Annotated in this window: 21 protein-coding genes and 2 riboswitches; of the genes, 4 read left to right on the top strand and 17 right to left on the bottom strand. The window is 46.4% G+C overall.

Annotated features, from left to right (window positions below):
- Positions 1–8: 8 nt before the first annotated feature.
- The 14 genes from E6W40_RS03870 to E6W40_RS03810 form a co-directional block, all read right to left on the bottom strand.
- Positions 9–1034 carry an ABC transporter substrate-binding protein gene (locus E6W40_RS03870; protein ID WP_136604276.1) on the bottom strand — a complete coding sequence of 342 codons (1026 nt, stop codon included), beginning with the start codon at positions 1032–1034 and terminating at the stop codon, positions 9–11.
- 18 nt (positions 1035–1052) lie between these two features.
- Complete coding sequence (locus E6W40_RS03865) at positions 1053–1850, bottom strand: ABC transporter ATP-binding protein (RefSeq protein ID WP_136604275.1); 798 nt, start codon at positions 1848–1850, stop codon at positions 1053–1055.
- A gap of 198 nt (positions 1851–2048) precedes the next feature.
- Positions 2049–4457, bottom strand: coding sequence for a penicillin acylase family protein (locus E6W40_RS03860; RefSeq protein ID WP_136604274.1), 2409 nt, complete (start codon positions 4455–4457; stop codon positions 2049–2051).
- Positions 4458–4788: 331 nt separating this feature from the next.
- Complete coding sequence (locus tag E6W40_RS30335) at positions 4789–5157, bottom strand: ATP-binding domain-containing protein (protein WP_342774676.1); 369 nt, start codon at positions 5155–5157, stop codon at positions 4789–4791.
- Between the two features lie 22 nt (positions 5158–5179).
- Positions 5180–6853 carry a HelD family protein gene (locus tag E6W40_RS03855; protein WP_342774675.1) on the bottom strand — a complete coding sequence of 558 codons (1674 nt, stop codon included), beginning with the start codon at positions 6851–6853 and terminating at the stop codon, positions 5180–5182.
- A gap of 223 nt (positions 6854–7076) precedes the next feature.
- Entirely contained in the window at positions 7077–8258 is a 1182-nt protein-coding gene (locus E6W40_RS03850) for a NupC/NupG family nucleoside CNT transporter (protein ID WP_136604273.1), read from the bottom strand.
- Between the two features lie 54 nt (positions 8259–8312).
- The gene (gene deoD / locus E6W40_RS03845; RefSeq protein WP_136604272.1) at positions 8313–9023 is read right to left on the bottom strand and encodes a purine-nucleoside phosphorylase; all 711 of its coding nucleotides are present in this window, start codon (positions 9021–9023) and stop codon (positions 8313–8315) included.
- Positions 9024–9153: 130 nt separating this feature from the next.
- Positions 9154–10581, bottom strand: coding sequence for an AcpB/EbpR/MafR family transcriptional regulator (locus E6W40_RS03840; RefSeq protein WP_136604271.1), 1428 nt, complete (start codon positions 10579–10581; stop codon positions 9154–9156).
- Positions 10582–10604: 23 nt separating this feature from the next.
- A complete protein-coding gene (locus E6W40_RS03835; RefSeq protein ID WP_136604270.1) occupies positions 10605–11426 on the bottom strand; it encodes an alpha/beta fold hydrolase in 822 nt (273 codons plus the stop codon).
- Positions 11427–11579: 153 nt separating this feature from the next.
- Positions 11580–11744: riboswitch (cyclic di-AMP (ydaO/yuaA leader) on the bottom strand.
- Between the two features lie 73 nt (positions 11745–11817).
- A riboswitch (cyclic di-AMP (ydaO/yuaA leader) is annotated at positions 11818–12016 on the bottom strand.
- Between the two features lie 561 nt (positions 12017–12577).
- On the bottom strand, positions 12578–13480 hold the full coding sequence (locus tag E6W40_RS03830) for a LysR family transcriptional regulator (RefSeq protein ID WP_136604269.1): 903 nt from the start codon (positions 13478–13480) through the stop codon (positions 12578–12580).
- Between the two features lie 76 nt (positions 13481–13556).
- On the bottom strand, positions 13557–15794 hold the full coding sequence (locus tag E6W40_RS03825) for an AraC family transcriptional regulator (RefSeq protein ID WP_136604268.1): 2238 nt from the start codon (positions 15792–15794) through the stop codon (positions 13557–13559).
- 173 nt (positions 15795–15967) lie between these two features.
- Complete coding sequence (locus tag E6W40_RS03820; protein ID WP_246072848.1) at positions 15968–17560, bottom strand: extracellular solute-binding protein; 1593 nt, start codon at positions 17558–17560, stop codon at positions 15968–15970.
- A 33-nt stretch (positions 17561–17593) separates the two neighbouring features.
- Positions 17594–18505: a carbohydrate ABC transporter permease gene (locus tag E6W40_RS03815; RefSeq protein WP_244864522.1), complete on the bottom strand. Its 912-nt coding sequence runs from the start codon at positions 18503–18505 to the stop codon at positions 17594–17596.
- A gap of 8 nt (positions 18506–18513) precedes the next feature.
- A complete protein-coding gene (locus tag E6W40_RS03810) occupies positions 18514–19449 on the bottom strand; it encodes an ABC transporter permease (protein WP_136604266.1) in 936 nt (311 codons plus the stop codon).
- A 204-nt stretch (positions 19450–19653) separates the two neighbouring features.
- Here E6W40_RS03810 and E6W40_RS03805 point away from each other — a divergent pair, with 204 nt between their 5' ends.
- From E6W40_RS03805 to E6W40_RS03790, 4 genes are read left to right on the top strand one after another with little or no spacing between them, the layout of a single operon-like run.
- Positions 19654–20457 (top strand): spore germination protein, encoded by an 804-nt coding sequence (locus tag E6W40_RS03805; RefSeq protein WP_136604265.1) that lies wholly within the window; start codon positions 19654–19656, stop codon positions 20455–20457.
- Positions 20399–21115 carry a spore germination protein gene (locus tag E6W40_RS03800; RefSeq protein ID WP_136604264.1) on the top strand — a complete coding sequence of 239 codons (717 nt, stop codon included), beginning with the start codon at positions 20399–20401 and terminating at the stop codon, positions 21113–21115. Before E6W40_RS03805 ends, E6W40_RS03800 begins: the two co-directional genes overlap by 59 nt.
- The gene (locus E6W40_RS03795) at positions 21112–22215 is read left to right on the top strand and encodes a GerAB/ArcD/ProY family transporter (RefSeq protein ID WP_136604263.1); all 1104 of its coding nucleotides are present in this window, start codon (positions 21112–21114) and stop codon (positions 22213–22215) included. Before E6W40_RS03800 ends, E6W40_RS03795 begins: the two co-directional genes overlap by 4 nt.
- Positions 22212–23342: a Ger(x)C family spore germination protein gene (locus tag E6W40_RS03790; RefSeq protein ID WP_136604262.1), complete on the top strand. Its 1131-nt coding sequence runs from the start codon at positions 22212–22214 to the stop codon at positions 23340–23342. Before E6W40_RS03795 ends, E6W40_RS03790 begins: the two co-directional genes overlap by 4 nt.
- Positions 23343–23460: 118 nt before the next feature.
- Here E6W40_RS03790 and E6W40_RS03785 read toward each other — a convergent pair whose 3' ends face one another.
- The 3 genes from E6W40_RS03785 to E6W40_RS03775 form a co-directional block, all read right to left on the bottom strand.
- Complete coding sequence (locus tag E6W40_RS03785; protein ID WP_136604261.1) at positions 23461–24531, bottom strand: bifunctional 3-deoxy-7-phosphoheptulonate synthase/chorismate mutase; 1071 nt, start codon at positions 24529–24531, stop codon at positions 23461–23463.
- Between the two features lie 464 nt (positions 24532–24995).
- Positions 24996–25871 carry a carbohydrate ABC transporter permease gene (locus E6W40_RS03780; RefSeq protein ID WP_136604260.1) on the bottom strand — a complete coding sequence of 292 codons (876 nt, stop codon included), beginning with the start codon at positions 25869–25871 and terminating at the stop codon, positions 24996–24998.
- Between the two features lie 24 nt (positions 25872–25895).
- A complete protein-coding gene (locus E6W40_RS03775; protein ID WP_136604259.1) occupies positions 25896–26753 on the bottom strand; it encodes a carbohydrate ABC transporter permease in 858 nt (285 codons plus the stop codon).
- Between the last annotated feature and the right edge of the window lie 93 nt (positions 26754–26846).

Raw genomic sequence — 26846 nt, 5'->3', positions numbered from 1 at the left:
AGGCTCGGTTATTTGACCCAGGTGGTATCGATAATGCTGCTTACATCAAGTTGATTCTCCAGCGATTTGATTGTATAGCTGTTATCCGCGATCTCCTGGTAATATTTCAGATCTTCATCGGTAAATTGATAAGAGAATGTATTGCGTTTCAAGGCCTGAGCCATGACCTCACCAGGTGTATACGTTTTGTCAGATCCTTTGATTTCGGGCACGTTAAATGCTTTGGCCAGTACCTCAGCATCCTCCTGCACGTTTTGATTCAAATCATCAATCGAGGCGATATGTCCCTGGATGAATTTTTTTGCGGCATCCGCATGATCCTTCAAGAACGTGTTCGAGCCCAAGACCACAAAGGCCGGATCCGGCAGCTCCTTCACCACTTTCAATCCCCGAAGCTCTGCAAAGGTTAAGAAGGGCTCACCGGCTACCGCCGCATCGATTGTCCCATTCGTAATTGCAGTCTCCATATTGGCTGTCTCCATCTGCACCAAAGTGACATCCTGATCGCTCAGCTGCCCTTCCGGAAGCAGAACCGCACGGATCAGGTAATCCACGCCGCTGCCTTTTACCAGATTACCGATCTTTTTCCCCTTCAAGTCTGCCGGCTGCTGTATACCTGAGGAGTCCTTGGTCAACACTCCGTTTTTACCATCATCCACTTTGGCAATGATCTTGAACTCCGCTCCGCGCGAGCCCCAGTTCACCGCTGCAGGCATACCCGCATAAGCCACATCCAGCTTGCCGGAAGAGAGGGCCTTGTATAGATCCGGGCCATTGGCAAAAGAGAAAAACTCCGCTTTTAAGCCCTGCTTGTCAAGCAGATTCTTTTCCTTCGCAATAACTGCGGGAGCCGCTGCGAGCAGATTCACATACCCTACCTTGATTTCCTGGACCTGCTCTTTTTGGCCTGTATCGGCTGCACCATCTGATGATTGGGTCGTATCCTTGCTTCCGCATCCTGCGGTCAGCGCCGCGGCTAATACAAGACTTCCCGCCATACTGAATATTTTGCTGTATACCGATCTCTTTTTCATCGTGACATTCCCCTTTTTTTATATCCCTGAGCCTTCCGACTCGTATTGAATTTGAAAATCATATCGCAGATCCTGCATCAGCTGCTTCTTATATTCATTAAAATACGATGAAACACGAATTTCCGGGATTCTCGGCTTTCCAAGCCCAATATGAATCATATTGTGGATACCGCCCTGATCATCAAATACAGCGACCCGGTCCGACAGATAGATGGCTTCATCAATGCTGTGGGTCACTAAAATGACCGTCATGTCTGTCTCCTTCTGAATTCGCAGAAGTTCTTCTTGGAGCGATTCTCTGGTTTGCTCATCTAAAGCACTAAAGGGTTCATCCATGAGCAGGATATTAGGCTTGGTGACCAGTGTCCGGGCAATCGCCACCCGCTGCTTCATCCCGCCTGAAAGATCGCTGATACTCTTGTTCTCGGAACCCGATAGTCCAACCATTCGGATCGCTTCCTTGCTGCGTTCCAGTATCTCCTGTTTGCTCACTCCTGCCATTCGCAAACCGAAAGAGACATTGTCCAGGACGCTGAGCCAAGGGAACAGTGCCAAATCTTGAAAAACAAAGCCGCGATCAGGCCCCGGTTTGGTGACTTCTCTCCCTTGGACCGTGATCTTTCCGTGCTTCGGCTTTATGTATCCGGCAATCACATTCAGCAGCGTGCTCTTGCCGCATCCGCTTTTACCGATAATACTCACGAATTCACCTTGATTGATCGTTAAATGAATATCGTTAAGAATGCTGCGGTTATCCTGATAAGCTACTGAAATATGATTTATTTCCATTAAGGGAGTACTCTTTTGAACCGGCAAAATGATCCCTCCTTTTAAACACCAGTAAGCCGATATGAATTATGATATAAGTTAGCACTAAAGCATTGAAGCGTCAAGAAAAAAATGCGTTCCGTTGTAAGCAGAACAGCACATCATATCAACGATGCGATGCTCCATCAACATGGATGAGCGGCGATACAAAAAAAGCAGCCCAAAGGGCTGCTTGGTCTTACTTACTTAATCCGGAATTAACTTCAGCTCATTTCCAGCATTTCGGTAAATGGCTGGCACGATGCTGGTCATATGGTATTGCCCCGTTGTCCAATCATCTACCTGATTGTGGTACCACTTGCTCAGCAGATGACCGGATTGACCCGGCCCGACCACATTAAACGACCTCTGCGGATCTGACAGATCAATCACTGTTCTCCACGGAGCGCCGTGGTTCACTTCACCGGTTGCCGAATCCCAACCTGCCGCGCCAACGGTTACCCGGCCTCCGCCCATCGGAACGGCCTTGGCGTTGAATATCAGGTTCAGCGGCTTCACCGAGCCAAGCGGATGAGGGAAGTCTACCTGATGGAACTTTCCCCACTGCCATTTGGATGGATGCTTCCCCTGCAGAGAAACAGCCTGATCGACCGCCAGCTGAAGTGCCTGCAGCGCCACCTTTTCCAGTCCGCCCTTTTCATCCATCCATGGCTCCTGCTCGCCCTGCAGCGATTTACGAAGCATTTCATCCTTTACGATGGCTTTATTATTAAACAGCTTCATCGTGTCATCGCTGATTTCAGGCTTGAACAGCACATCATCAAATTTCTGCATCCACAGTTCATAAGCCATAGGTGCCGCTTGATCCGGGTCATTCACTTTATTCCAATTTTGCAGCAGCCCCAGTACTTCTTTATCTACCGGACGAAGATCCGAGTTATTTTTGACCTTGCCGATCAGACCATCCAAAAGCTCCTCAGCCTGAAGATTATTGCGGTCAAACTGCAGCTTCTGCATGTCCTCCACGGTCAGCTTATCCTTACCGGATAACACCTGCTGGATACGCGCTTCGCGGTATGGCTGAGCCCAGCTGTCGGTCAAGTGAAACGGATAGCTGTCATCGATGACTTTATTGTTCGCGGTCGCAATAAACCCTTCTTTTGGATTCACAGTCGTAGGCAGATCATCCCAAGGAATATATCCCGTCCATTCATATTCATCCGTCCATCCGGGTACAGGAACCGAGCCGTCGCCTTTTTTGCGGATAGGAATCAGACCATTTCCCCGGTACGCGATGGTACCATCTGTGGAAGCAAAAACGAAATTCTGTGCGGGAGCATCAAAAAACTCCAGGCTTTTCTTAAACTCCTCCCAGTTATGTGCTTTGGCGAACATCTGGATGGCTTCAAGCTCCGTCGTTGAATCCAAAGCCGTCCACCTCATGGCGAGAGCCGTATCCTGCTGCTGGTCCTTAGCGAACTCGGAAATAATGGGTCCATGCCGGGTCACCACGACATCATAGGATACCGGCTCCTCACCTTTTATTTTTATTTCTTCCTTGTACACCTTGGCATCTTCCCACTTACCCATGTATTCAAACTGATTCGGATTCTCCGGATTTCTCTTTTCTATATAAAGGTCCTGGACATCCGGTCCTAAATTTGTCACTCCCCAGGCAATGTCCTGGTTGTGTCCAAGAATGATTCCCGGAACCCCGGCGAAAATAACACCGCTCACATTCAAATCTGGTGCCGAAAGATGTGTCTCGTACCAGATCGACGGTGCATCCAGCCCCAAATGCGGATCATTCGCCAGCATCGGTTTCCCTGAAGCCGACTTCTCACCGGATACGACCCAGTTGTTGCTGCCATTAAAAGGATCAGGAGTTACTGCGGCGGCAGCGAGTGCGGTCAGGTCAACCGGATTGTCCTTTAGTGCCTGAATAATTGTAGCCCCGTCCTTCGGATAAGTCGGCATTAAAGATTGAAGCTTCTCGGGCGATAGCTTCTGCGCCATACTGTATCGGAATGCCTGCCCCTCCCAATTGCCTGCCAGATCATAAGCCATATATTTGCCAATCGTTAAGGAATCAATCGGCTGCCACTCCGTTGGCTGGTATCCCAGGATCGTAAACTCAATCGGCAGTGATTTGGATTCTTTTGCTTGCTTTATGTAATTGTTGACGCCTTGTGCATACCATTCCAGTACGTTCTTAGATTCCTCCGAGTAGGCAGCTAAGGATGCCTCAGCCGCCCTACGCAGACCGAAGCTGCGAAAGAATTTATCGCGGTCAATCGCTTTTGCCCCCACCACTTCACTCAGCTGTCCGGAAGCCTGCCTTCTGCTCAGATCCATCTGAAAGATGCGGTCCTGCGCTGTCACATACCCTTGGGCAATATACAGGTCCTGCTCACTTTGCGCCTCGATATGCGGCACGCCGGATTCATCCCTCCATACCGTTACTTCCTTTTCCAGTCCGGAAATTCGGAGTTCGCCCTTAATGACCGGCAAACTTTTATTCACTAGCCAGTACACGTATCCACCTGCGCAGGCAATCAAGAGCACAATAATCAGAACAATGATTCCGACGACGCGCGGCCAGCGTTTTTTGCGCGGTTTGACGCTCGGAACGGTCACTGCGGCCAAAAGCTTCATGCAGGACTCCCCCAGACTCTAATGGTTATTTATGGATTACCATCCATTATAGGGTGTAAAGCGCTTTCATACAAGATAACGGCGGATACACCTAAGAACTTACATAAAGTGACTTTAACGTACAATGTTGTTCCGAATCGCATATACAACAGCCTGCATGCGATCCGGATCACATACCTATTCAACCACTCATTCTGCTTTCATGTTAACTGCGGTTAGATCTCAATGAACGGCGTCCACCGCCAGATTGACTTTTAGCAAACCCGATCCACCACTTGATGCAGGCAAGAATCATTCACATGGTAATTTATGGTCATTATTCTATCATACTTCAGTCTAGGCTCTGCAAAAAGGCCGTTATCTTACCGGAACAGGTTAAATGTAATATATGCATGGCTCGGGTACAAGCCACATACAGCAGGCTTCGATCCAGCTCAGTCTGATACGTCAAGCCGTCAACGAATGGGACAATCACCTGGTCAAACTCCAGTCCTTTTGCCATATGTGAAAAGGTAACCGTAATGCCTTCATGGAATGATTCACTGCGAAAATCCAGCAAATGCACGTCTGGGTGAAGCTCCCTGATCGCCTCATAGACTTGATTAGCCTGGATACCGGTTTTGCAAACAATTCCCAAGGTGTAATGCTTCGATTCCAAAAATTCACGGGATAGCTTCCGTATACCATTCAGCTCATCCATCAAGCTGCTGAATTGGGAAACCTTAGGCTCCTCTCCATGGCCGCTCGACAGGAATCAGTCTGTCGTTCCGCCTGATCCTCTGGGCAAAATTCGCAATCTCAAGGGTAGAGCGGTAGCTTTTTAACAATTCTATGGTTTCTGCCTGGGGAAATACGTTCTTGATCGCAGGGAGTGAGGTAGAGGAATATGGATTTACCGATTGGCTGCTGTCACCTAAAATCGTCTTTTTGCAGGGAAAGCATGCGGCCAAAACAGCATACTGCACCGGAGTATAATCCTGCATTTCATCCACAAGCAGATGCTTCACCATTTGCATTGGCGCTGCCCCTTCAACCTGAAGCTTCAAATAAATAAGAGGAAAAACATCCGCAAATTCCAACTTGTTTTTTCCGGTTAGCTTCAACATCCCGGGTTTGCCTAAATAATTGTAAAATTCCTTATACAAGGTGAGTAAGCTTGGATATCTGTACATTTTCTTGATGGCTGCTTTGATTTTTCTCGCATCGGCTGGTGGTATGCGTTCCCCGTCTCGGGTTTTGCTCTGCCCACTTATTATCGTTGCCGTTTTATCGAGCCGCTGTTTCAAGGGCATGCCGGTAATCGATTGATAACAATCCAAAATCTCCTTTTTAGAGATAAAGACTTGCTCCAGCTCTATATTATCAACCTCGAAGAAATGCAGCTCGGCATGTTTCACAAAAATATCCAGGTCTTGGATCAAGCTCATACCGGCTTTATAACGGATACGTTCAGCGATTTCTTCATCCTGACCTTCAAGCAGCCCTGCAACCTGTTCGTAAAACGTTTCGAACTTACATATTCCCGCCAGCTCTTTTTCAGCCAATTCCTCCATGCTCACTTCCATGATTTTCTCTTCGCCAAGCTCCGGCAGGACATTGGATATATAATCGGAAAACACTTTATTGGGAGAAATAATCAGCACATTGCTTGAGGTTAAGGTATCTTTATAGCGATACAGAAGATAGGCAACCCTATGCAAGGCGACAGATGTTTTACCGGATCCCGCCACACCTTGTATGATCAGCTCGCTAGACGTTTCGTTACGGATGATTTTATTTTGTTCCTGCTGAATGGTGGCTACGATATTTTTCATTTTCTCATCCGAGGTGCTGCTGAGCTCCTTTTGCAAAACATCATCATGAATGTTGAAGGAGCTCTCAATCACATAATCCAGGATCCCGTCTTTGATTTTATACTGCCTTTTCGTTGTGATATCGCCATCCACTTTTCCCATTGGGGCCTGGTAAAACGCTTCTCCGACATTAAAATCGTAAAATAGGCTTGCCACGGGTGAACGCCAATCGTAGATCAGATTATGCTGACTTTCTTCTTCGCTGAATGCATGGACACCTATGTAGTAAGCATCCACCTCTAATCGATCCACTGCCTTAAAGTCTACTCTGCCAAAGTAAGGCGTGCTGACCAGCTTACTTATTCTCTGACGTTTGGCCGCGGTTTTTTCCCCGGTATCGATGGATAAGGAGATATCTACACGGTTCGCCGCCCACTCCGCGGCATCCAGCTGGGCCATGTTCACCCAAAGGTATTTCTTCGCCTCTATGATGTCCTTGTAGGAATCCGACAGTTTATCCTCAATTTCTCTCAGTGCCATCAGAAGCCTTCCGTGGATGTCATCCAAATGCTTTCGCTCCGCTGCTTCACTTTCATTCAACATCGTATTTCTCCACTCCTTCTCTTAAGAATAGGTCTAAGTATAGATAAAAACTAAAAAAAATATAGACTTATTCTTTCCGCTGTAGTATTATATTTTTATCGTGGGTCCAGAAATAGGCATACGAATAATGTCAAATGATGAGTAAATACACATATAAAAACCAGGCTGCTGATGATCAGCAATCCTGGTTTTTTTGTTCTGTCCTATGAAAAAAATGATCATTTTAAAATACAATGCTGATAATGGTTGCCGACAAAAAGCTGACCAGGGCCGCACCGTACAGCAGCTTCAGACCAAACCCCGCCACCACATTACCCTGCTTCTCATGAAGGCCTTTAACAGCTCCGACAATCGTTCCAATGGAACCGAAGTTCGCGAAGGAAATCAGGAACACCGAAACGATCGCTTTGGTGCGCTCGCTGAAATCCCCTTGGATTTTCACGAAATCAAGCATGGCTACAAACTCATTGGCCACAATTTTGGTAGCCATAATGCTTCCCGCTTTGATCGCTTCATGCCAGGGAACTCCCATCAGAAATGCGAATGGTGCCAATACATAGCCCAGCAAATTTTGAAATGAAATGCCGAAAATGCCACTGAAAATACCGTTGATCATGGCAATCAAGCCGACAAAGCCGACCAGCATGACGCCAACGATGACGACCACTTTAAAGCCGTCCATGATGTATTCGCCAAGCATTTCGAAGAAGGTCTGTCTGGTCTCTTCCTGTACTTCCAGAATATCCTCTTCCGGCTGGACCCGGTACGGATTAATGATGGAAGAAATAATGAAGCCCCCGAACAGGTTCAGTACAAGCGCAGCCACGACGTATTCCGGTTTCAGCATCGTCATGTACGAGCCGACAATGGACATCGACACCGTGGACATCGCCGAAGCGCACAGCGTATAAAGGCGTTCACGCGGCAGCAGCCCGATCTGCTTTTTGATGGAGATGAACACCTCGTTTTGCCCCAAAATCGCCGAGGCTACCGCATTGTAGGATTCCAGCTTGCCCATGCCGTTGACCTTGCTCAGTGCGAGGCCGATGTATTTGATGATGAACGGCAGAATTTTGTAATGCTGCAATATCCCGATGAGCACCGACATGAATACGATCGGCATCAGCACATGGAAGAAAAACGAATGAATGCCTTCATTCACAATGCCACCAAACACGAACTCTGTACCCGCATTCGCAAAATCCAGAATTTTAGCGAATCCGTCCGCAAACCCCCTTACCAGAAATTCGCCGACATTTGTCTTGAGAAGAACCAACCCCAGCACGATCTGTAGGATAATCATCACGAGGATAGGGCGGAATTTAATATTTTTCTTATCAGAGCTGGCCATCCAGGCAAACGCCAATACGACGGCCAGTCCAAGCAAAGCGATCACATACTTCATGTTGCTCCCCCTCCGCACACGTGAATATAATCACAATTCTTTTGAGTTTGAACCTTACGCCTCCGCAATAATGGTGTCCAGCGCGATCTCAGCCATTTGATTAAACGACTGCTCGCTGTCTTTATGTGCGGACCGCTCGTTCGTCAGCAGCTGGCTCCCCACCGTTAGAATCGACAACGCTTTAACCCCATACTTTGCAGCCAGGGTATACAGCGCCGTACTTTCCATTTCCACGGCCAGTACACCGAACTCCATGAATTTATGCAGCCTTGCCATGGTTTCCCTGTAGAACTCGTCGGAATTGTAGACATTGCCTACGAATACGTTGGCGCTGGTGGTCTTTGCCTGCTGGTAGGCCTTCATCAGCATGCCAAAATCGGCTGAAGGCGCGTAATTGCAGCCCATAAATATTTTCTCCGTCATGTTGCTGTCCGAGGAAACCGCCTGGGCGAGAACGATGTCCCGGATTTGCAGCTCCTTCTGCATGGCTCCGCAGGTACCGATCCGGATAAGCTTCTTCGCGCCGTAATCACGGATCAGCTCCGTAACGTAAATGCTCATCGAAGGATTGCCCATCCCTGTCCCCTGCACCGAAACGGAAACTCCTTTATATAACCCGGTATAACCGTACATTCCCCTAACCTCGTTATAGCAGCGGGCATTCTCCAAGAAATGCTCGGCAACGAATTTGGCGCGAAGCGGATCGCCTGGCAGCAGAACCCGTTCCGCGATGTCACCGGACTTGGCTTCCATATGAATACTCATGTTGTGTTTCCCCCTTCAAGATGACTGTCTGCGAATCGTAATCGCTTACAATATTCATCTTAAAAGGAGCCGGGCGAGGAAACTAGTCCAATTACCGCCGTTGCAAACGGAAGAAAAAGGACCAAGCTGCTCAGCTAAGCAGCTCCAGTCGGATATTTTCCAGATCTCTTTTCGTTGGAATCGTTGAAATAATGACCGTCGGAATGCGGGTCAAGGAAACGGGGATCGTGCTGATAATGAAATCAATTTGATGCTGCGCAACGATCTCGTCGGTTAATCCGTGCAGAATCGAGGTCTCGATCGTCAGATCATCGCCGATTTCCCTCTTGATCAGATTCGCGACGTAATGCCGTACCGAAAATTCTTCACCGACGATGAGGAAAGCCTTCTTGCTCTTATACCGGAGGCTCGAGCTGATAATAAACGCAAGTTTGGTCAAGTGGTAATCGTTGCATGACATGGCGGGGAACTGCTTCTGCCAGCTGTGCATACAATCCGAAACGGTTTTAAAAATGGGCTGTTCTTCCTTCAGGATGTAATCGGTCAGATGGCTGTGGGAGACGGCCATTAATTCGGGAATGGCATGGTCAATCCGCAGCTTGTCGATAAATTCATGGATTTCCGCCCGAAAACGCGGGCCTGCATTTAATGTGGGAAACGCTTTAGACAACAACGGAATAAGCTGCTCGGCCATGCGGCTCTCCTCTTCCGTGATCCGCTTTTCCCCGTCTTTAAGATGAATCCCGTCCCGCTCGTGATATTGGCTGAGGCTGAACATCGACTGCAGAAAGTAAATCTCATCGCAGGTTAGCTCAACTTGGTAACGCCGCATCAGTTTTTCGGCGAACCGATTGATCGGCCCGTAAAATACATTATTCTCCCATGCGTAGCTTCCGCCGTTCAATGAGACGCCATGCCCGCCCCGTACCCTTTCCAGTACAATGGCCAGCAAAAAAGATAAATTGCGCTTGGAATTCAAAAAGTAGATCATGCCGCTCTCCTGCTCGATCTCCGTCACCCAGCCGTCCAGCTGCCGTTCGTCCATACCGGGAAATGGCCAGCCCTCTGCCGGGTAGGCCTCGGTAAATAACTTCCATAAAAAATACCGGACATGAATCTCGCTTCCTTTAAGGGTGGGCGAGGAATACGTCATTCGCAGGTGAAAAGGACGAAGATCGTCCCGATTGAGATGTATGATCCACTTTTTAAAGGACGAGAAGCTCATGAAAAGGGCTTCAGCCATTTCTTCGGCGGACCTCTTCCCGTTATGCGCAAGAACAAGCTGCATCAGGCGGAAATAGGACGTTTCCCTGAAAAGCGCCGCCAGGACTTCACGGACGGTCGCTCCATGCCTGTCGCGGTGAAAACTGATCCCTCTCCCTCTCGACACCTCCACATGCATGGACCCGGGGAGCAGCGGAGCGGCCTCCTCCACGATTTTCTTGATGGATTTGCCGGATACGCCCAGCTCCCTTTCGATCTCCGCCAACGTAAACCAGCGTTCTTCCCGATCCAGCATACCCAGCAGCGACTTTAATTGTCTGTATTCCTTGTTCATTCCATTTCACCTGCACCCTAAATTCAGATCAGCTGCTTTTCCACCCTGAAAATGCGCTGGTCGATCAAAAAATCAAGCAACACTCGGTTGAATTGCTGAGGTTGACACAGATGGCTCGGATAAATCGCATCCTCTATGACAGCCTTCTGCGCACAGGCGAATCTCTCCGCCGCCTTGTTCATCTGATTGACAAACCATTCGCTCTGTCTTCCGGCTACGCATAAAATGGGCATCCTCAACCGGGATGAATTCGAATCGATGTCGATTTTCAGCAATGCCATCCGCTGTTTGATCGATTCCGTCGGCCGCTTGTGGAACAGTTCATCCCTTAATATGCTGTACGCAGGTACCCAACGATTATACGTCACCCGCAGCGAACGGAGGAAAAATTCGGCGGGAAGATAATAAGACAACCAGCTGCATGCTTCGATAATTTTCCAAATACCGTTTTTTGTCCCAAAAGGACCATAAGGGCCATAAAAATAGCTGTCCACCAGAACAAGCGCGTTAACTCTATCCGGGTGGGAAGCTGCAAATTTTTGCACAAGCAGACTGCCGCTCGAGCAGCCTACCAGGGTAATCTTAGGGATATTAAGCTTTTCGAGCAGTTCAGATAAATCTTTACACTGGGTATCTATAATGTCCTCAACTTCCACATTTAATTTCCCGGAATTTCCATAGCCTCTTAAATCCAGCACAATGACTTTAGCTCTTTTGCTGAAATATTCGACCTGCGGCTCAAACATATGGTGAGTCGAAAGATGTCCATGAATAAAGACGATAGGCACGCCGCTGCCATGTGTCTCATAATATAATGTTGTTCCGTTCACTTGGATGTTGGGCAACTTCCTTCTCCTCTCTACCTAGCAAGATGTACATAATGCCTTCCTTCAGAAAGATAAAAAACAACAAAAAAAGAAGCATCGAAAAGAGGACCTCTCTTCAATGCTTCTTTGGGCAAGACTAAAAAAGCCTTGTTCAAAAATGCATATATACAGGTTGCCTCTCTTTAAACGCTTGCGAGGTTAGCTGACGGATTCGGACTTAAAAGAGTAGCCCTACTCAAATGCATGAGATTCACCCCATGTGACAATATTCATAACATCATCACGGCCGGTTCCCCCGCTTTCCGCTATCCAGCGGAAATTCAGCGAAATAGACATCAATTCAATTTGCGCACAGAAAAACACAGAGCGGTTACCCTGTGCTGTAAGTCTAAAAATTCACAGTTTCACTCCTCTCTCATAGCAACGCTTACGAGGTTAGCTGACGGATTCGGGCAGTGAGAGTTGCCCTACGAAACCAGTTATGTCATAGACAAACCTGATCCGATTCACCCCTTGCAGTGACATCATCCCATACTCTGACAGGATGATCGTTCAATGCTGTTGTGGTTCCCCCGCTTTTCACAATGAAAACTCAGCGTAATTCAAAGACGTACCTTTAAAATTGTTAATAATGAACTGAATATACGCCTGAGCAGGCGAACTGTAAAGCAGGGGTAATACAGAATTCGGGGCTTTTTTGATACCTTTGATTGAATACCAATCACTTATCCGGTTTTGTCATTCAATTGCTTCCTTTATCTCTATTTCTCTTTTGTTTATGTTCCTTGTGTATCCAAATCACAGCTTTATGGCAAAATCAACTGACAGTATTTCTAGAAAACCTATAAAAAAACCGCCTTCTGAAGTGTTTTCAGTGGCGGTTTTCATGTTTTTTACTACTAGTATCGTAATCTTACTTATATTAAAGTGCTGAATGCTTTAGGCACAGTATACGATCAACTTTTGGGCAGGAAGGAGACAATATATTCGGTTTTTACCCAATGAAGGCCACTCCCGGCGGGGCGGCCCAAGTTTGTCGTATACAAAATGTTGTAGTTTTATCAAAAAGATTGATAATTAAGGTTTAGTAGTTGTGGTACTTCTGACCATTGCAAAAAGGAGATTAGGACATTCTAATCTCCTCTTTCATTAACGGCACACAACATCCTTTACTCGGAAATCGCGTCATGAAGCGCCTCGATATAGGCTGACCCCAGTTTGGACAAGGCCGCATTTTGATGACAAATCCAGCCGACATTGATGGTTTCTTCGATGTCCAGAGGAACGGGGATAATCTCATTGCCATTTAGATCGGCACTCAGAACTCCTGTAGAAATCGTATAGCCATTTAGTCCGATCAGCAGATTAAAAAGTGTAGCCCGATCATTGACACGAATGCTTTTGGGATGTGAAAGGGTGCTCAAAATTTCCTCTGAGAAATGAAACGAATTAAACTCTCCCTGCTCAAAGGACAAATAGGGATAATCCTGAAGCTGATCGATGGTTACGACGGATTGCTTGGCGAGAGGATTATGGATACTGATAAAAATATGCGGTTTCGCAGTGAACAGACTCGTAAATTTCAAATTCGCATCCTTTAGAAGTCTGTTTATCACCTTGCTGTTGAACTCATTCAGGTATAAGATGCCAATTTCGCTCCGCTGGCTTTTGACATCCTGGATAATTTCATGAGTTTTGGTCTCTCGCAGGGCCAGTTCATACTCATCCTGACCATACTCTCCCACCAGGTTCACAAAGGCATTGACGGCAAAAGCATAATGCTGGGTCGATACGGAAAAATGCTGCGGCGAGGGCTTGGCGTTCAAGTAGCGGCTCTCCAGCAGCTCCGCCTGCTCAATCACCTGCCGGGCATACCCCAGAAACTCCGCTCCTTCCTTGGAAAGAGAAATACCTTTATTGGTACGCTCGAAAATCTGGATACGGATTTCTTCCTCCAGATCCTTGATTGCATTCGAAAGACTCGGTTGGGATATGAATAGCCTTTTGGCTGCTTCATTCATAGATCCGCGGTTGGCGACCTCGATCACGTATTTCAGTTGCTGTAATGTCAATGTTCTGATCCCTTTCTCTGATTCAATGCTATTTTCATTATAATCTATCAGATGATCGGATTTTGCAAATGTAATTTCAAATCGCGAGACCTACATATTCGTCTGGCTTAATTCCTTCATATCGGATAAATGCCCGCTTGAAAGAATAAAGATTTTGGTATCCTACCCGGCGGGCAATTTCATTCATGGCGCATGTTTTCTCTCTCAGCAATTCTTTGGCCATTTCCATGCGCAGCCGGCATAAATAGTCGTAGAAGTTGATGCCTGTCACCTCTTTGAATATTTTGGAAATATTGGATACCGACATTTGAAACATTTCCGCCAAATGTTTTAACGATATGTCCGCGCATGTATAGTTTTGATTCACGTAGAGCAGCAATTGGCCGCCAACGGCAATGGTTGATGATGTGTTAGAATACCGGTTTCGCTCGCATATTAATGTGCCTACTTCAAATACGTAGCTCCACATCTCTTCGATGATCGCCGCCATAGCCCTGCTCTTGAATTGTCTGGCGTAGATGCCCGTATCAAGATTCAACTCGTGCAGCACCCTCAGCATCGTCTCCATTAATAGAGACACCAGTTTGACCGTGCAGGCATCGGGCAGCTGCCGTTTCCTGTTCTCCGTGCTTATTTCGTGGAGGATTTGCATGGACATGTCGAGATTCCCGATCTTCAAGTTATTGATCAGCTGAACCTCCCAATCCGTCGGATAATAATAATCCACTCCTGCCTGGATCGATTCCTCTTGCAAACCCTGAAGATGCTCTCGTGAAAATAAGGTATACTGCAGACCTTCATTCGCTGCATAATACGATTTGCTGATACCGACAAGCCCCTTTTCTACCGTTCCATGCAAGACATCGGGTTGAAATCCGCAGGTCTGTTCAATTTCCGTCGCAATTTCGGAAGCAATTCGCTCCATCATTCCATCGTCTCCAAATGTGTTTTCGGAAGACATAATCAAGGCTTTGTCCGCATTGGTCACCTCGAACAGCTCATAATCCAGTCGGTAACGGCTCATCACCTTTTCAACAATCACGATCGTCATCATTTCGATCTTCCGGATTTTCTCGAAATCAGAAAAATCACGAATGACGTGAAAGCTGACAAGCATCGTGCCATAATGCATATCCTCGGTATAGCGGATTCCGAATTTTTTCAGTCCGTTCATGTCTTGATCGTCCGTAAAATATCCTTTAAGCAAGCGGTGAAACAAGTTCGCCTTAGCAGCGCTTTCGTAGTCCTGCATGGATTGTTGCAGCTTCCGGTTTTCATGCAGCAGCCGGTCGAACGAATTTTCGATATAATTGTATTCTGAACCAAAGACAAGACCCGGTTTGGCATCCTCGTACCGAACCGAACCAGACAGCTTGTTCAGCAAGGTGCCGAGAGGACGATAGCTGACTTTGGCCAACAAGAAAGCCGAGCACATGCCAACGGCAATAGAAATCATAATAGCGAGAAGAGAACCGAATAGATTGTTGATCCCAATGACACTGGAATCGAAATAGGAAATCCTGTATTGCAGATCGCTGGCCTGAGACGGCAGAACAAGCTCGTAGCTTCGCCGATCATCAAGAAGCCCTTCAGCCGCGTTCCGCGTTTGCTTGTAAAGGGTGGAACCGTGAGCGGAAATGATGATATCCTTGGATTTGATACTTCCGAAACGGCCGATATATTCAGAAAAGTAAGCGCTATCAATAAAAAGAACCAAAACCGCACGCGGGTGATTGACGACCTCCAGGCTTTGAAGTACGGGAATCACGCGCTTGCTGCCGCCCCAAAGCTTCATGGTCACCAGTGGCATGATTTTAAAATACTGCTGTTCCTGAAGGGAGCTTTCGATCATTTGTCGGGTATCCGCGTCGAAGACGGCTATTGTGGAAAAGAAGTCACTTTCCGGATAGGTGCCCAATGAAGACAGGACCTGCTGCTTTTCGGGAAAAATAATCGTTCCGAAGGAGAGGATATTCAGCGAACTCACATCATTTTCCAAACTCTTTCTGATTTCAAGCATCTTTAATAAATCAAATTCCTCATCGTATACGTTCGTATTTTGCATCAGTTTATTAACCCAAGGTTCGCTGCTCAGCACTTTACCTAAATTTTTAAGCTCATTTAATTTGTTGTCCACGATATCCGCAATCCGTTTAGCATCCAGAGCATGTTTTTCGTACAGCTGCTGCTTCTCCTCCATGATGTTTCGCTGTACGTTTAAGACGCTGAACACAATGATGGGGATGATTAATATCGCGGTATAAGACAAAAAGATTTTTCGAAACGTACCGCTACCGAAGCTCCTGTTACGCAAAAGCCGTCCCCTCCTTCGGATTCGATCCCATAGTATCATGAAGCAAAAGGAGGAAAATGGCAGATCATCCGGCATCTGAAGCGGAGACTGCCACTTTCCCAATACATATTCCTGCTTGGAATCAAATTACTGGATGCTGTTGTATCTGTCAAACAATTGCTGATCGATTTCAATCAACTGGTCCAGTCCAACCTTTTCATTTCAGCGATATACTCATCCCAATGATCAAGTGATTTTTGACCCAGAGCCAGTTTGGTGGCTAGCTCCGTGGAATAGGTGGACAGATTGGTCAGAATTTTGGTCTTTGTCTCCAGCTGCTTATCATCCGGAATTGCCAAATAGTTGCCGTTCATATTGACAAAATACGGCTTGTATTTCAAAATACTTAATTCGTTATCGGCTTTGTATTTTGGTACGCTGGACAGTTCAAACTCAAGATTGGCAAATTGAACTCGAGGAAAAACCGTATCCCCAAACAGCTTGACTCCGGGGGTTTGGCCTATTTTCGCCAAATCTTCGTCTGATTTGTTGTTGATATATACGTTTGCACCATTATCATCCTTTTTGTATGTTTGTCCTTCGATTCCCCAATACAGAAAATCGGCGTATTTATCCGAGTAGATCGTGTCAAAAAACTTAATGGCCGCCTCCACATTCTTGGCGTCTTTGGTAATGGCGTACTTCTGCCATACGAGAAACGGCGGTTCCAGCTGTGCTGCCGGGGTGATGCCATCAACCGCTTTGAGCGGCATGAGCGGCAGATATTCCCCGCCTCCCTGGATGGTCGGCTCCTGGTATGTTTCAAGATTATAATCGCTCAAGGAGGTAACCTGATTTTCGGTCATTTTTTGTTGTTTTTGTTCGGCTGTTCCGCCAATGAGACTCGTGTCGAGAATCCCTTCTTTCACCAGCTGCTGCAAATACCGGAAGTAATCCTTGATTCCATCCTGATACCAAGGAGACACCACTTTTTTGCTCTCCACATCCACAGCTGTGATGTCTGTGCCCAGCCCGAACCATTGGGCAATGGCTCCATCGAATTTACTTGGATCATACACCAGCACTTCGTCTTTCTTCCCGTTCCCGTTGGCATCCTTATCCCGCACCGCCTTTAATGTTTGCAGATATTCTTCAGCTGTGGCGGGAACCGGAAGATTCAACTTTTCAAGCCAGTCTTTGCGGATCAGCATGGTTAGAGAAACAGGCGCCGGATCTTTTCCCTGGTATGTTTTTTTATGAAGATCGCTGAACCAGTACATTTTGCCGTCAGGGGATGTTGTTGACTTCTTGGCATAAGGGAATTCTACGTCATACATTTTTTTAATATTGCCGTTGCTGTACTTCTCGATCAGGGGCTTCAGGTCAAGAAGCACCCCCTGCTTCGCGAGATTCAGTACCGTCGTATTATCCAGCGCGGAAATATTCACGATATCGGGAAGGTTGGTCCCGGAAGCCATTCTGGTTTTGATAACGACACTGTATTGCTCGCTCGGTACCAGCTCGTAATCGAGCTGCAGCCCGGCATCACTGAGCAGCTTGTCGACTTCACCCCAAACAGGGTACTTTGCTCTGTCATCGAATTTGATGTACTTGTTCGAACCCGCGGGGCCAAGCAGCCGAAGCTTGCCGTTCTGCTGCCCGGATGAGGCGGAGTCGCCGCTTTCCTTCTTTGTACTCTCGCCGCTGCTGTTGTTACATGCAGCGACAACACCGATCACGAGAACTGCCGCCATAGCGGATACGATTGTTCTTTTCCATCGCTTCATATTTCTAGTTTCCCCCTCGAAATGAGAATATCTTTATTCTTTTAACGAACCGAGAAGCGCTCCCTTGATGAAATACTTTTGAAAGAATGGATAGGTGAAAATAACGGGTAATGTCGTAAAAACGATAATGGCATATTTCAGTTGAATGTTTGACAGCATGTTGGCCACCGCATTCTTTGTATCCTCCAGCGATAACATCTTTAAATCTACCGATTGCTGGACGACGACCCGGTATAAATACATTTGCAGCGGATGAAGTTTCTCGTTCGGCAAATAAACTAGCGCATCGAACCAGCTGTTCCAGATGCCAACAATCGAATAGATCGCAATGACGGCAAGAATCGGCTTGGAAATGGGAAGGATGACTTTGAACAGCAGCTGCCAGTGGGATGCGCCGTCGATAAAAGCGGATTCCTTCAGCCCATCCGGAATTGTCGTGAAGAACGTTCTGACGAGGATGATGTTCCAGATGCTGACCATCCCGGGGATAATGACTGCGAACATGGTGTTATACATCCCAAGCTTGTTCACAAGCAGATAGGAGGGGATTAATCCGCCCCCGAAGTACATGGGGATCAGCAGAAAGGCGATCACCCATTTTCGCCCCTTGAGATTGCGCACGGTTAGCGGATAGGCGCCCAATACGGCCGTAAAGCAGTTTAATATCGTACCAGCCACAACATAAATCAATGTATTGGAGTACGCCCACCACATTTTCGAGTCCCTTATGATCAATTCATAGGAATCGAAGAATAAACCTTTCGGATACCAAAAAACGTTCATGGCCGCTACTTCCGAAGGCGAGCTGATCGACATGATCACAACGAAATAAAAAGGATACAGCGTGATTAAGCAGATGACGAGTGCGATCGCATACAGAATAATATCGACCGCCACTGAGCCTTGCTTGATCTTGTTCGGATTTCTCCTGACCGAGGCCATCATATTCCCCCTTACCACAAGGCATAGTCTGAATATTTGCGGCTTAGCGTATTTGCAATATACAGCAGTGTGAAATTGATGAGTGATATAAACAATCCGACTGCCGTTCCCGAGCTGAAATTCCCGCCAAGCAGACCGTCGCGGTACAGATAGGTGCCTATGACATCCGCGGTTTCATACACCATCGGGTTATAAATCAATAAAATAAACTCGCTGTTCGCCGAAAGCAGATTGCCGATGGCGAATATAAGCAGGATGAAGATCGTCGGACGTATGGATGGCAGCGTAATATGGAGCATTTGTTTGAAGCGATTCGCTCCGTCCATTTTGGCTGCTTCATATAAGTGCGGGTCGACGGATGACATCGATGCCAAATACAAAATACTGCTCCAGCCAAATGCTTTCCATATGCTCGTAATGGTATAGATCGCCGGAAAATAACCCGGTTCCGTATTTAACGCCACCGCTGTTCCGCCGAACAGCTTGACGATGGCATTTACGATGCCGTCCGTATTAATAAAAGACAACACCATGCCCGCAACAACGACGTTGGAAATAAAATGAGGCAGATAGCTTGCCGTCTGCACATACTTTTTGAAAATGCCGCTCTTCAATTCATTAAGCAAAAGAGCAAACAAAATCGGCACCCAAAACCCGAACACCAGAAAATAAAAGCTGAGTAAAAATGTATTGCGCATCAATCTGCCAAAATAAGGTCCGTTAAAAAAATCGATGAAGTGCTGGAATCCGACCCAGTTAACGCTTTCATGAAAAGAGATAAAAGGTTTTCCCGGGTAATAATTCTGAAATGCGATGACAATTCCGTACATCGGAATATAACTGAAAATAAAAATATGAAGTAGAACGGGAAGCATTATCAAGTACAGCTGCATATTTTCACGTAAGCGAAAAGATGATCTCTTGCGCGGTTGACTGGTTGCTCTCATGATCTTCCCCTTTCACTAAAGCCTTGCGGGAAATGTGGGCCCATTCCGCATGCTTCATGATATAGGGGGCCTTATATTCAAAGCAAGCAACATTTTTTGATCAGCTGCGCAATATTTTCTCACCCTTATCCTGCCGCATAAATAGGGCCTTTCCATGGAATAATTAGGAGAAAACTAGATCGAGCTGGCAGGAAAGGAAGATGAATGAACTTGGAATCCAATGACAACAAAACGTTTAAAACCTTCCTTCAGCTCTTAACCTTTTCCGGTCATCATCCCCTGCTTCCACAGATTGAGGAGGCCTTCCAGAACGCCGCTGATTTCCAAAAGGTCTGTATCGGCACTTCAGACTCCCGGCAAATTTATCTATGTTATCTGACGTCAATAGCGGGCTCCGATCACCTGAAATTCCAGCTCCAACCAACGCTGGATGATGAACTCCAGACGAATTTAAGCAGCTATTCCGGCAAAAAGTATTCAGCAGGAGACTTTGAAACCTGTGAGAAGGCAATCTGCAGCGGCAAAACGATCCTGTGCACCATGGATTCCTGTAACGGCATCATCCTCGAAACGGGAAATCCACAGCAGCGGGGGCTGCAGCAGCCGCAAACCGAAAACGTGATCCAGGGTCCGATGTATTCGTTTAATGAGAACTACCAAACGAATATTGCTCTGGTTCGGCAAAGAATGCAGACCTCCCGTTTGAAAATCTGGGAGGTCTCGATCGGCGAAATCACAAATACTAAAATCGGCGTGCTGTATCTGGACGGCATTACAGATCCGGGACTTATCCAATATACCTGCGATAAAATCAGCCAGATCCATACGGACGGCATTCAGGAATCCGGAGAATTGCTGCGGATGCTGAACGAAAAAACGGGTTTGTTCCCCGCTGCCGTGACGACGGAGCGTCCGGACCGGGTGTCGGCCTCCTTATTAAACGGCAAGATTGTTATCGTTATGGACGGAACCCCGTTTTCGATCATGGCCCCGGGTTCCTTTTTTTGATTTTTGGGAATCCGCCGAGGATCAATATTTGACGCCGTTTATTGCGGTCTTTCTAAGAACTCTGCGGTTTATGGCATTAATGCTAAATTTGTTTTTACCGGGCTTTTATGTCGCGATTACCTCTGTAAACATCGACATCAGCCGTCTGGAAATCAGCCTGGCAGCGGCCGCCGGTAGAGAAGGCGTTCCATACCCCGTATGGATTGAATCCATGCTCATGCTCATTTTGCTCGATTGCATCGTAGAAGCAGGCGTCCGCCTGCCCAGATCCATCAGCTCAACAGTAACCATGGTTGGTGGTGTGGTGCTTGGCCAAGCGATCATTCAGGCGAACATCGTAAGCAATCTGCTGGTCATTGTTGCAGCAACGACTGCTTTAACGAATTTTATTGTTGTGGATTATCAAATGGGATTGGTTCAGCGCATATTGAAATACTTCATTTTGATCGGAGCCGGTATATTGGGTGTCCTGGGGATCGTATTCTGTTTTGCTATTCTGGTCATTTGCATTGCGCGGGTAGAATCCTTTGGGATCTCTTATCTGACGCCGATAGGTCCGGGGGCAAGAGTTCGATCCAGAAGCCTGGGTCTTCTCGGAAAGTCCCATCATTTTTCGCTCACGAATTGGATAACCTTCGGAAAAGGGATGAGAAAATGAAGCAGGCGGCAGCAAATCCGCAAATTTCCATGCCCCAATATTTTATTCTGCAGATTATGGTATTCGGGGCGATTTCTTTTTACCTGTATCCATATTTCATTATCAATGCCACCAATCAAAGCTATTGGATTCCGATCCTGATTTGGATGATGCTGGGTCTGCTCGGAGCATGGTTGTTCAGCCGGATGATGGCGCTGCACCAGGGCATGGATGCCTTTGCCATTACCAAGCAGGAGTTAGGATGGCCAGGGATGATTCTATTCATCCTGCCCATGATGTGGTTCATATGGCGATCGATGATCATTATGATCCGGGCTCATACCGAAATTATTTCGATGACGATCCTGCACACAACACCGCAATGGTGCTTGAATGGAGTCATCCTGATTTCCGTATTTTTGGCAATGGGAGGGCTTGTCCCCATTGTACGGACGGCCGGAGTCTTCCTTCTGGTCAGTTTACCCCTATCGTTTGCTTTAACCCTTCTTGGCCTAAGTGATATCCATCTCTATCTGGGCAAGCCTTGGATACATACGAACGGGGATTTCATCACCAGCTCCAAGTTTTATGCATCGTCCTGCATTTGGTTAGGTTATCTGTACTATGCGGCATGCGGCAAATACACGAAGAAACCGGACAAGCTCTGGAAGCCCTACATGATTGCTGCAATTTGTTTTTTGCCATTAATCGCCGGATCGGTGTATCTGCCGGTGCTTACGTTCAGTGCAGAAATGTCCCGGAATTTAACGCTTCCTTATATATCCAAAATGGATTCTGTGAATCATTATTGGCTCGTCGTTGAAAATTTGACCGCCGTATTTATCTCAACTTCGATGCTGTATCTTATTTTGGTACTGTCGCTTATGCTGCACTGCTTCGTCATCGCCCTTAAGGCGATGATTCCGAGCTGGAACGAAAAACTGCTCTATTTGCTGATCGGAGCGGTGACTTACGCTTCCACCTTTTTCATTACCTCCTGGAATGGGATTGAGAAATCGGTCGAATGGGATTCGCCTTTTCGCTTGTATTTGATGTTTTTGTTCCCGTTAGCCGTGATTATTAAATCCTTTATGGCGGAGAGGATGAAATCACGTTCATGAGAATAAAAATACGAAGAACATTTCTCACCTTATGTCTTGTTATCCTTGCGTTTCTGCTGCAGGGCTGCTGGGATGTAAAGGATATCGATAACCGGCTCTTGGTCACGGCCATTGGAATTGAACAAGCTCCCGATAATAAGATTCGGATTTGGACAAGGTTTCCGATTCCCCAATCCCCCCAATCTTCCTCAAGCGGACCCGGTAAAGACTTTTTCACTACCAATCAGCTCGGGAATACTGTCGTTGAAGCCTTTGACAGCCTTCGGTTGAAGCTGCCCAAATATCTCGATATGTCCGGAACCAGAACCATATTTCTGGACCAAAGACTGGCGGAAAAAGGCTTTCTGCCTTACCTGGAGTTTACCATTCGGGATCGGATGCTGCCTTTGGATACTGTCGTTGCCTTAGTATCCGGTGATATGGAGCCGATTTTCACCAAGCCAAACCCGTCGGGTGAATTATCCGGCGTTTACACGAAGCTTTTTTTCGAACGTTATGCAGGAGGAACGGCACAAAAAAACATGGTGCCTCTGTGGGGGTTATTCAGCGGATACTTTAATCCCTTAGAAGAAAACCTTGTCCCGTTATTAATCAGTGATCCGGTCACCTTATTTAAACTAAAAGGCAACGCTTTTTTTCAAGGGGATCGGATGATCGGCATGCTCACTCCCGAAGAGACGTTAATCTATGAAATCGTAACGAACCAAATGACTCCCTTTGAAATCGAAACCGCTCAGGAAATGAATGTGAAAATCCTTGAATCGGAGGCAACCATTCATACCCGTATGAAAAACAACAAACCGGTCATCCGCATTCAAGCCAAATTAACCATGACATTAATGGATTCTGCTCATGGCATAACCATAAAGCCGGACAAGCTGGAAGCTTCCATTAATCGCCTTCTGGAAAACCGGGCCGTTAAGATTTTCGAACAAACCCAAAAGAAAAAATCAGATATCTTCAAGCTTGGAAATCACTTCAGAGGCAAGGTTCCCGCAAGTCAGTTTAACCGCTGGCCTGAGCTCTACCAGCATGCAACGATTGAATTTAAGCTGGATTCCAGGCTTAAGAACACAGGACTCCAACTCATGAGAAAACCATTTATTAATCCTCCAAAGGAAGGTTAAGATTGTCACCCCTTCAATGAAATAAACCCATGAGCTGCTTATTAGCGGATCATGGGTTTTATTCATTATTCATGAAATGAACGGGTAATTTAGGTCTGACTGCCCCGCTTCATTATCATTACATCAATCCCGAATTCTTGACCACATGATAAAAATCATGGAACTCCGGAATATTCAGCTGCTGCGCTGCGTCCGATAAAGCTGTTGCCGGGTCTGGATGAACCTCGACCATCACACCGTCTGCTCCTGCGGCCAGAGCCGCTTTGGCGCATGGTGCTAATATATCCTTGCGTCCTGTTGAATGTGTGACATCGACCAGTACCGGAAGATGCGTTTCCTGCTTCAGAATCGGTACTGCCGAGATATCCAGCGTGTTGCGTGTCGCCTTTTCGTAGGTACGGATACCCCGTTCAATCAGCATAACCTGCGTATTTCCGCGGGATACGATGTACTCCGCCGCGTGAACGAATTCATCGAGCGTTGCTGCCAAGCCGCGTTTCAGGAGGATTGGAGTTTTGACATCCCCTGCCGCCTTCAATAGCTCAAAGTTCTGCATATTTCTCGCACCGATCTGAATGACATCAATGTATTCGCAAGCAAGCTCGATATGGGCCGGATCCACGATTTCACTGATCGTTTTCAGACCAAACTCAGATGCAACTTCTTTCAGTATCTTCAGACCCTCAATGCCAAGGCCTTGGAAATCATACGGTGAAGTTCTCGGCTTAAACGCTCCCCCACGCATGACGGTAATGCCAGCTTCTTTCAGTGCAGCTGCGACGGTTCGCACCTGCTCGTAGCTCTCTACAGAACAAGGTCCAGCGATCATGATTGGCTTGGCGCCACCGATCGTCACATCACCAAGTTGTATAAGCGTGTCTTCCTGCTTTTTTTTACGGCTAACCAGCAGATGCTTCTTGTGATCCACCTGCTGCAGTTTTAGGGATGCTTGAAAAATTTGCTTGAATAAATGCCGCACAGTCTCATGATCAAACGGCCCTTCATTACTCGCAACCAGCTTTTCAAGCATTTCTTTTTCACGTACAGGATCGAATTTCGGAACACCCTGCTTCTCTTTCTCAACCCCAAGCTCTTGTGCAATTCGTGCACGCTCCGATAACAGCTCCAGCAGTTGAAGATTTACCTCATCCAATTTCGTACGCAGCTCTTCTAATCTTCCCTGACTCATCTCGTATCTCTCCTTTTTATAGTCTAATAAAAAACAAAAAGACTCCTGTCCGTCAAGGGACGAGGAGTCGTGGTACCACCCTTATTAGACATGCCCGAATTGCAGCATATCTCACTTGAAACCTTTTAACGCAAGGGTACGGGTATTCCTACCATCTGCAAGCAGACATTCAGATACCGGCTCAGGAATGAACTTCGGCGGACAGTGTTCCTCGGATGCTTTCAGTCTATCGGCATGCCGTCCCTGTCAGGAGCTTACTCCGCTTACTCTTTCCTTCATAGCTTATGGATTATGGCGTGAACGTTTAAATTAAAAGCATTGTATTACAATCGGTAAACTGGTGGCAAGAACCTGTTGTAACGCTTTATAGCTTTATTCTAATAAAGAAGTCATTGCTAAATACACTCCGGTGTGTTTAGCGGCTTCAATTTATGCCCTATACATTGCTGCGCTTGTTTGTCCTATTAGCCTTTGACGGCACCCTCTGTTAACCCTTTTTCAATAAATTTGGAGATGAACAGATAGATAAGTAAAATCGGCATGACGGTGAGTGCAACCGCGGTTGCCATAAGCCCGAAATCCGTACCGTACTGCGAGCTGATTTCACTGAGCAGCGCCACAATAGGACGAACCGTTTCTTTATTCACAAAAATCAAAGCAGAGAACAAGTCATTATACGACCAGAGGAATACGAAAATACTTACCGATGCAAATGCTGGTCTGGAAACGGGAACGAAAATTTTCGTGAACATCTCCCATCTGTTGCATCCATCCATAAATGCCGCTTCTTCCAGTTCCTTGGCGATGGTCGCCATATACCCGGCAATAACTAATGTCGCAAAGGTTAAATTCCCCGCTGTTTGCGGCAAGATCAAACCCCAGTACGTATTCACCAAACTTGTCTTAATGAGAAGCTCATACACCGGAACGACCGTAGCGAATGCCGGTACCAGAAGCGTCGCATATAGAATGGAAAATATTATTTTTTTCCCTCTGAAGGTAAATCTGGATAAAACATATGCGGCTAATCCGCCAAACAGCAGTACGAATAATACCGTCCCGCCAGACATAATCAAACTGTTGATGTAACTTCTTCCTATATTGATTCGATCAAATGCTGTCGTGTAGTTGATCAATACAGGGTCTACAGCTAATGAAAATGATTTGTTCATGACATCCCTGGATACCTTAAACGAGTTATTCACGATCCAGAATAGCGGATAGATCGTCGTTAATGCCCAAGCTGACAATACAATATACATAAAGGTCGTTCCTAAACTAAAACGGCTTTTTGTTTTCGTGTGCCGGATTTGTTGTCCATTGCTTATAGCTGGCTGCATAACAATTACACCCCTAATAACAGCTTAATATGTGATTTCTTCGCTTTTTAACAAACGGTTGGCAAGCAAAGCTATAACAACCCCGAGTATGACCATGTAGATCGCAACCGTGGAGCCGTAACCGAAGTTTTGATCGACCATCGCTTTTTTATACATATAGGTGCCCAGTACATCCGTACCGTTTTGAGCTCTGGAAATAACCCACACAAAGTCAAATACCTTCATGGTACCGGTAATAGCTAATGTAATGACGACCTTGATGTCGCTAAGTATCAAAGGAATGGTAAGCTTTATCATTTTTTTGAAGCCGGTAATTCCTTCAAGCTTGGCCGCATCATAATAATCCTCAGGGATTTTTGACATCGCTGTCACAAACAATACAAAGTAAAATCCGACGTAATGCCACACGGTGGGAACCGCAATGGCTTTAAGCGCATTGGTCTCACTGAGCCAGAGCACTTTCTCCAAACCCAAATTAACCATGACATTGTTAAGTAGACCGAAATTATAGTTATAAAATAAAACAAACAGCAAAGAAATGGCTGTACCGGAAATTACGACCGGAAAGAAAAATACAGCCCGGAAAAAGCTCTTGAATTTGCTGATATTATCAACCATTACGGCGAGTACCAAGGCGATGCCGACCTGAAAAACAAGGACATACAGCATTATTTCCAAGGTGTGGAGTGTTGCAGCACCCAGTAGTTTATCCGATATTAGACGGTCATAGTTGTCCCAACCAATAAACTTTTTATCAAAGAATCCCTTCGTACGGTAAAAGCTGAAATACAAACTTTTAAAAAATGGATAATATAAAAAGATGGACAAAAATGCAGCCGTAGGGAGTAAAAATATCCAGATATACTTTCGATCGCCCTTCATATTTATCACCACTTGAGTTTTATTTTCTCTAGCATCCATGTAAAAGATTACGCCGCCTCAACAAGAGGGCGGCGTTTATTAACTAGAATCAGA

The organism is Paenibacillus dokdonensis (assembly GCF_004916975.1).
Classification (GTDB): Bacteria; Bacillota; Bacilli; order Paenibacillales; family Paenibacillaceae; genus Paenibacillus_AQ; species Paenibacillus_AQ dokdonensis.
Note: the sequence above shows the minus strand (reverse complement) of the source record. Positions and strands in the feature narration are given on the sequence as shown.

Coding starts and splice junctions, on each gene's coding strand:
- E6W40_RS03870 (WP_136604276.1), bottom strand. CDS start 1,034: ATGAAAAAGAGATCGGTATACAGCAAAATATTCAGTATGGCGGGAAGT.
- E6W40_RS03860 (WP_136604274.1), bottom strand. CDS start 4,457: ATGAAGCTTTTGGCCGCAGTGACCGTTCCGAGCGTCAAACCGCGCAAA.
- E6W40_RS30335 (WP_342774676.1), bottom strand. CDS start 5,157: ATGGATGAGCTGAATGGTATACGGAAGCTATCCCGTGAATTTTTGGAA.
- E6W40_RS03855 (WP_342774675.1), bottom strand. CDS start 6,853: ATGTTGAATGAAAGTGAAGCAGCGGAGCGAAAGCATTTGGATGACATC.
- E6W40_RS03850 (WP_136604273.1), bottom strand. CDS start 8,258: ATGAAGTATGTGATCGCTTTGCTTGGACTGGCCGTCGTATTGGCGTTT.
- deoD (WP_136604272.1), bottom strand. CDS start 9,023: ATGAGTATTCATATGGAAGCCAAGTCCGGTGACATCGCGGAACGGGTT.
- E6W40_RS03840 (WP_136604271.1), bottom strand. CDS start 10,581: ATGAACAAGGAATACAGACAATTAAAGTCGCTGCTGGGTATGCTGGAT.
- E6W40_RS03820 (WP_246072848.1), bottom strand. CDS start 17,560: ATGAAGCGATGGAAAAGAACAATCGTATCCGCTATGGCGGCAGTTCTC.
- E6W40_RS03815 (WP_244864522.1), bottom strand. CDS start 18,505: ATGATGGCCTCGGTCAGGAGAAATCCGAACAAGATCAAGCAAGGCTCA.
- E6W40_RS03810 (WP_136604266.1), bottom strand. CDS start 19,449: ATGAGAGCAACCAGTCAACCGCGCAAGAGATCATCTTTTCGCTTACGT.
- E6W40_RS03805 (WP_136604265.1), top strand. CDS start 19,654: ATGAACTTGGAATCCAATGACAACAAAACGTTTAAAACCTTCCTTCAG.
- E6W40_RS03795 (WP_136604263.1), top strand. CDS start 21,112: ATGAAGCAGGCGGCAGCAAATCCGCAAATTTCCATGCCCCAATATTTT.
- E6W40_RS03790 (WP_136604262.1), top strand. CDS start 22,212: ATGAGAATAAAAATACGAAGAACATTTCTCACCTTATGTCTTGTTATC.
- E6W40_RS03785 (WP_136604261.1), bottom strand. CDS start 24,531: ATGAGTCAGGGAAGATTAGAAGAGCTGCGTACGAAATTGGATGAGGTA.
- E6W40_RS03780 (WP_136604260.1), bottom strand. CDS start 25,871: ATGCAGCCAGCTATAAGCAATGGACAACAAATCCGGCACACGAAAACA.
- E6W40_RS03775 (WP_136604259.1), bottom strand. CDS start 26,753: ATGAAGGGCGATCGAAAGTATATCTGGATATTTTTACTCCCTACGGCT.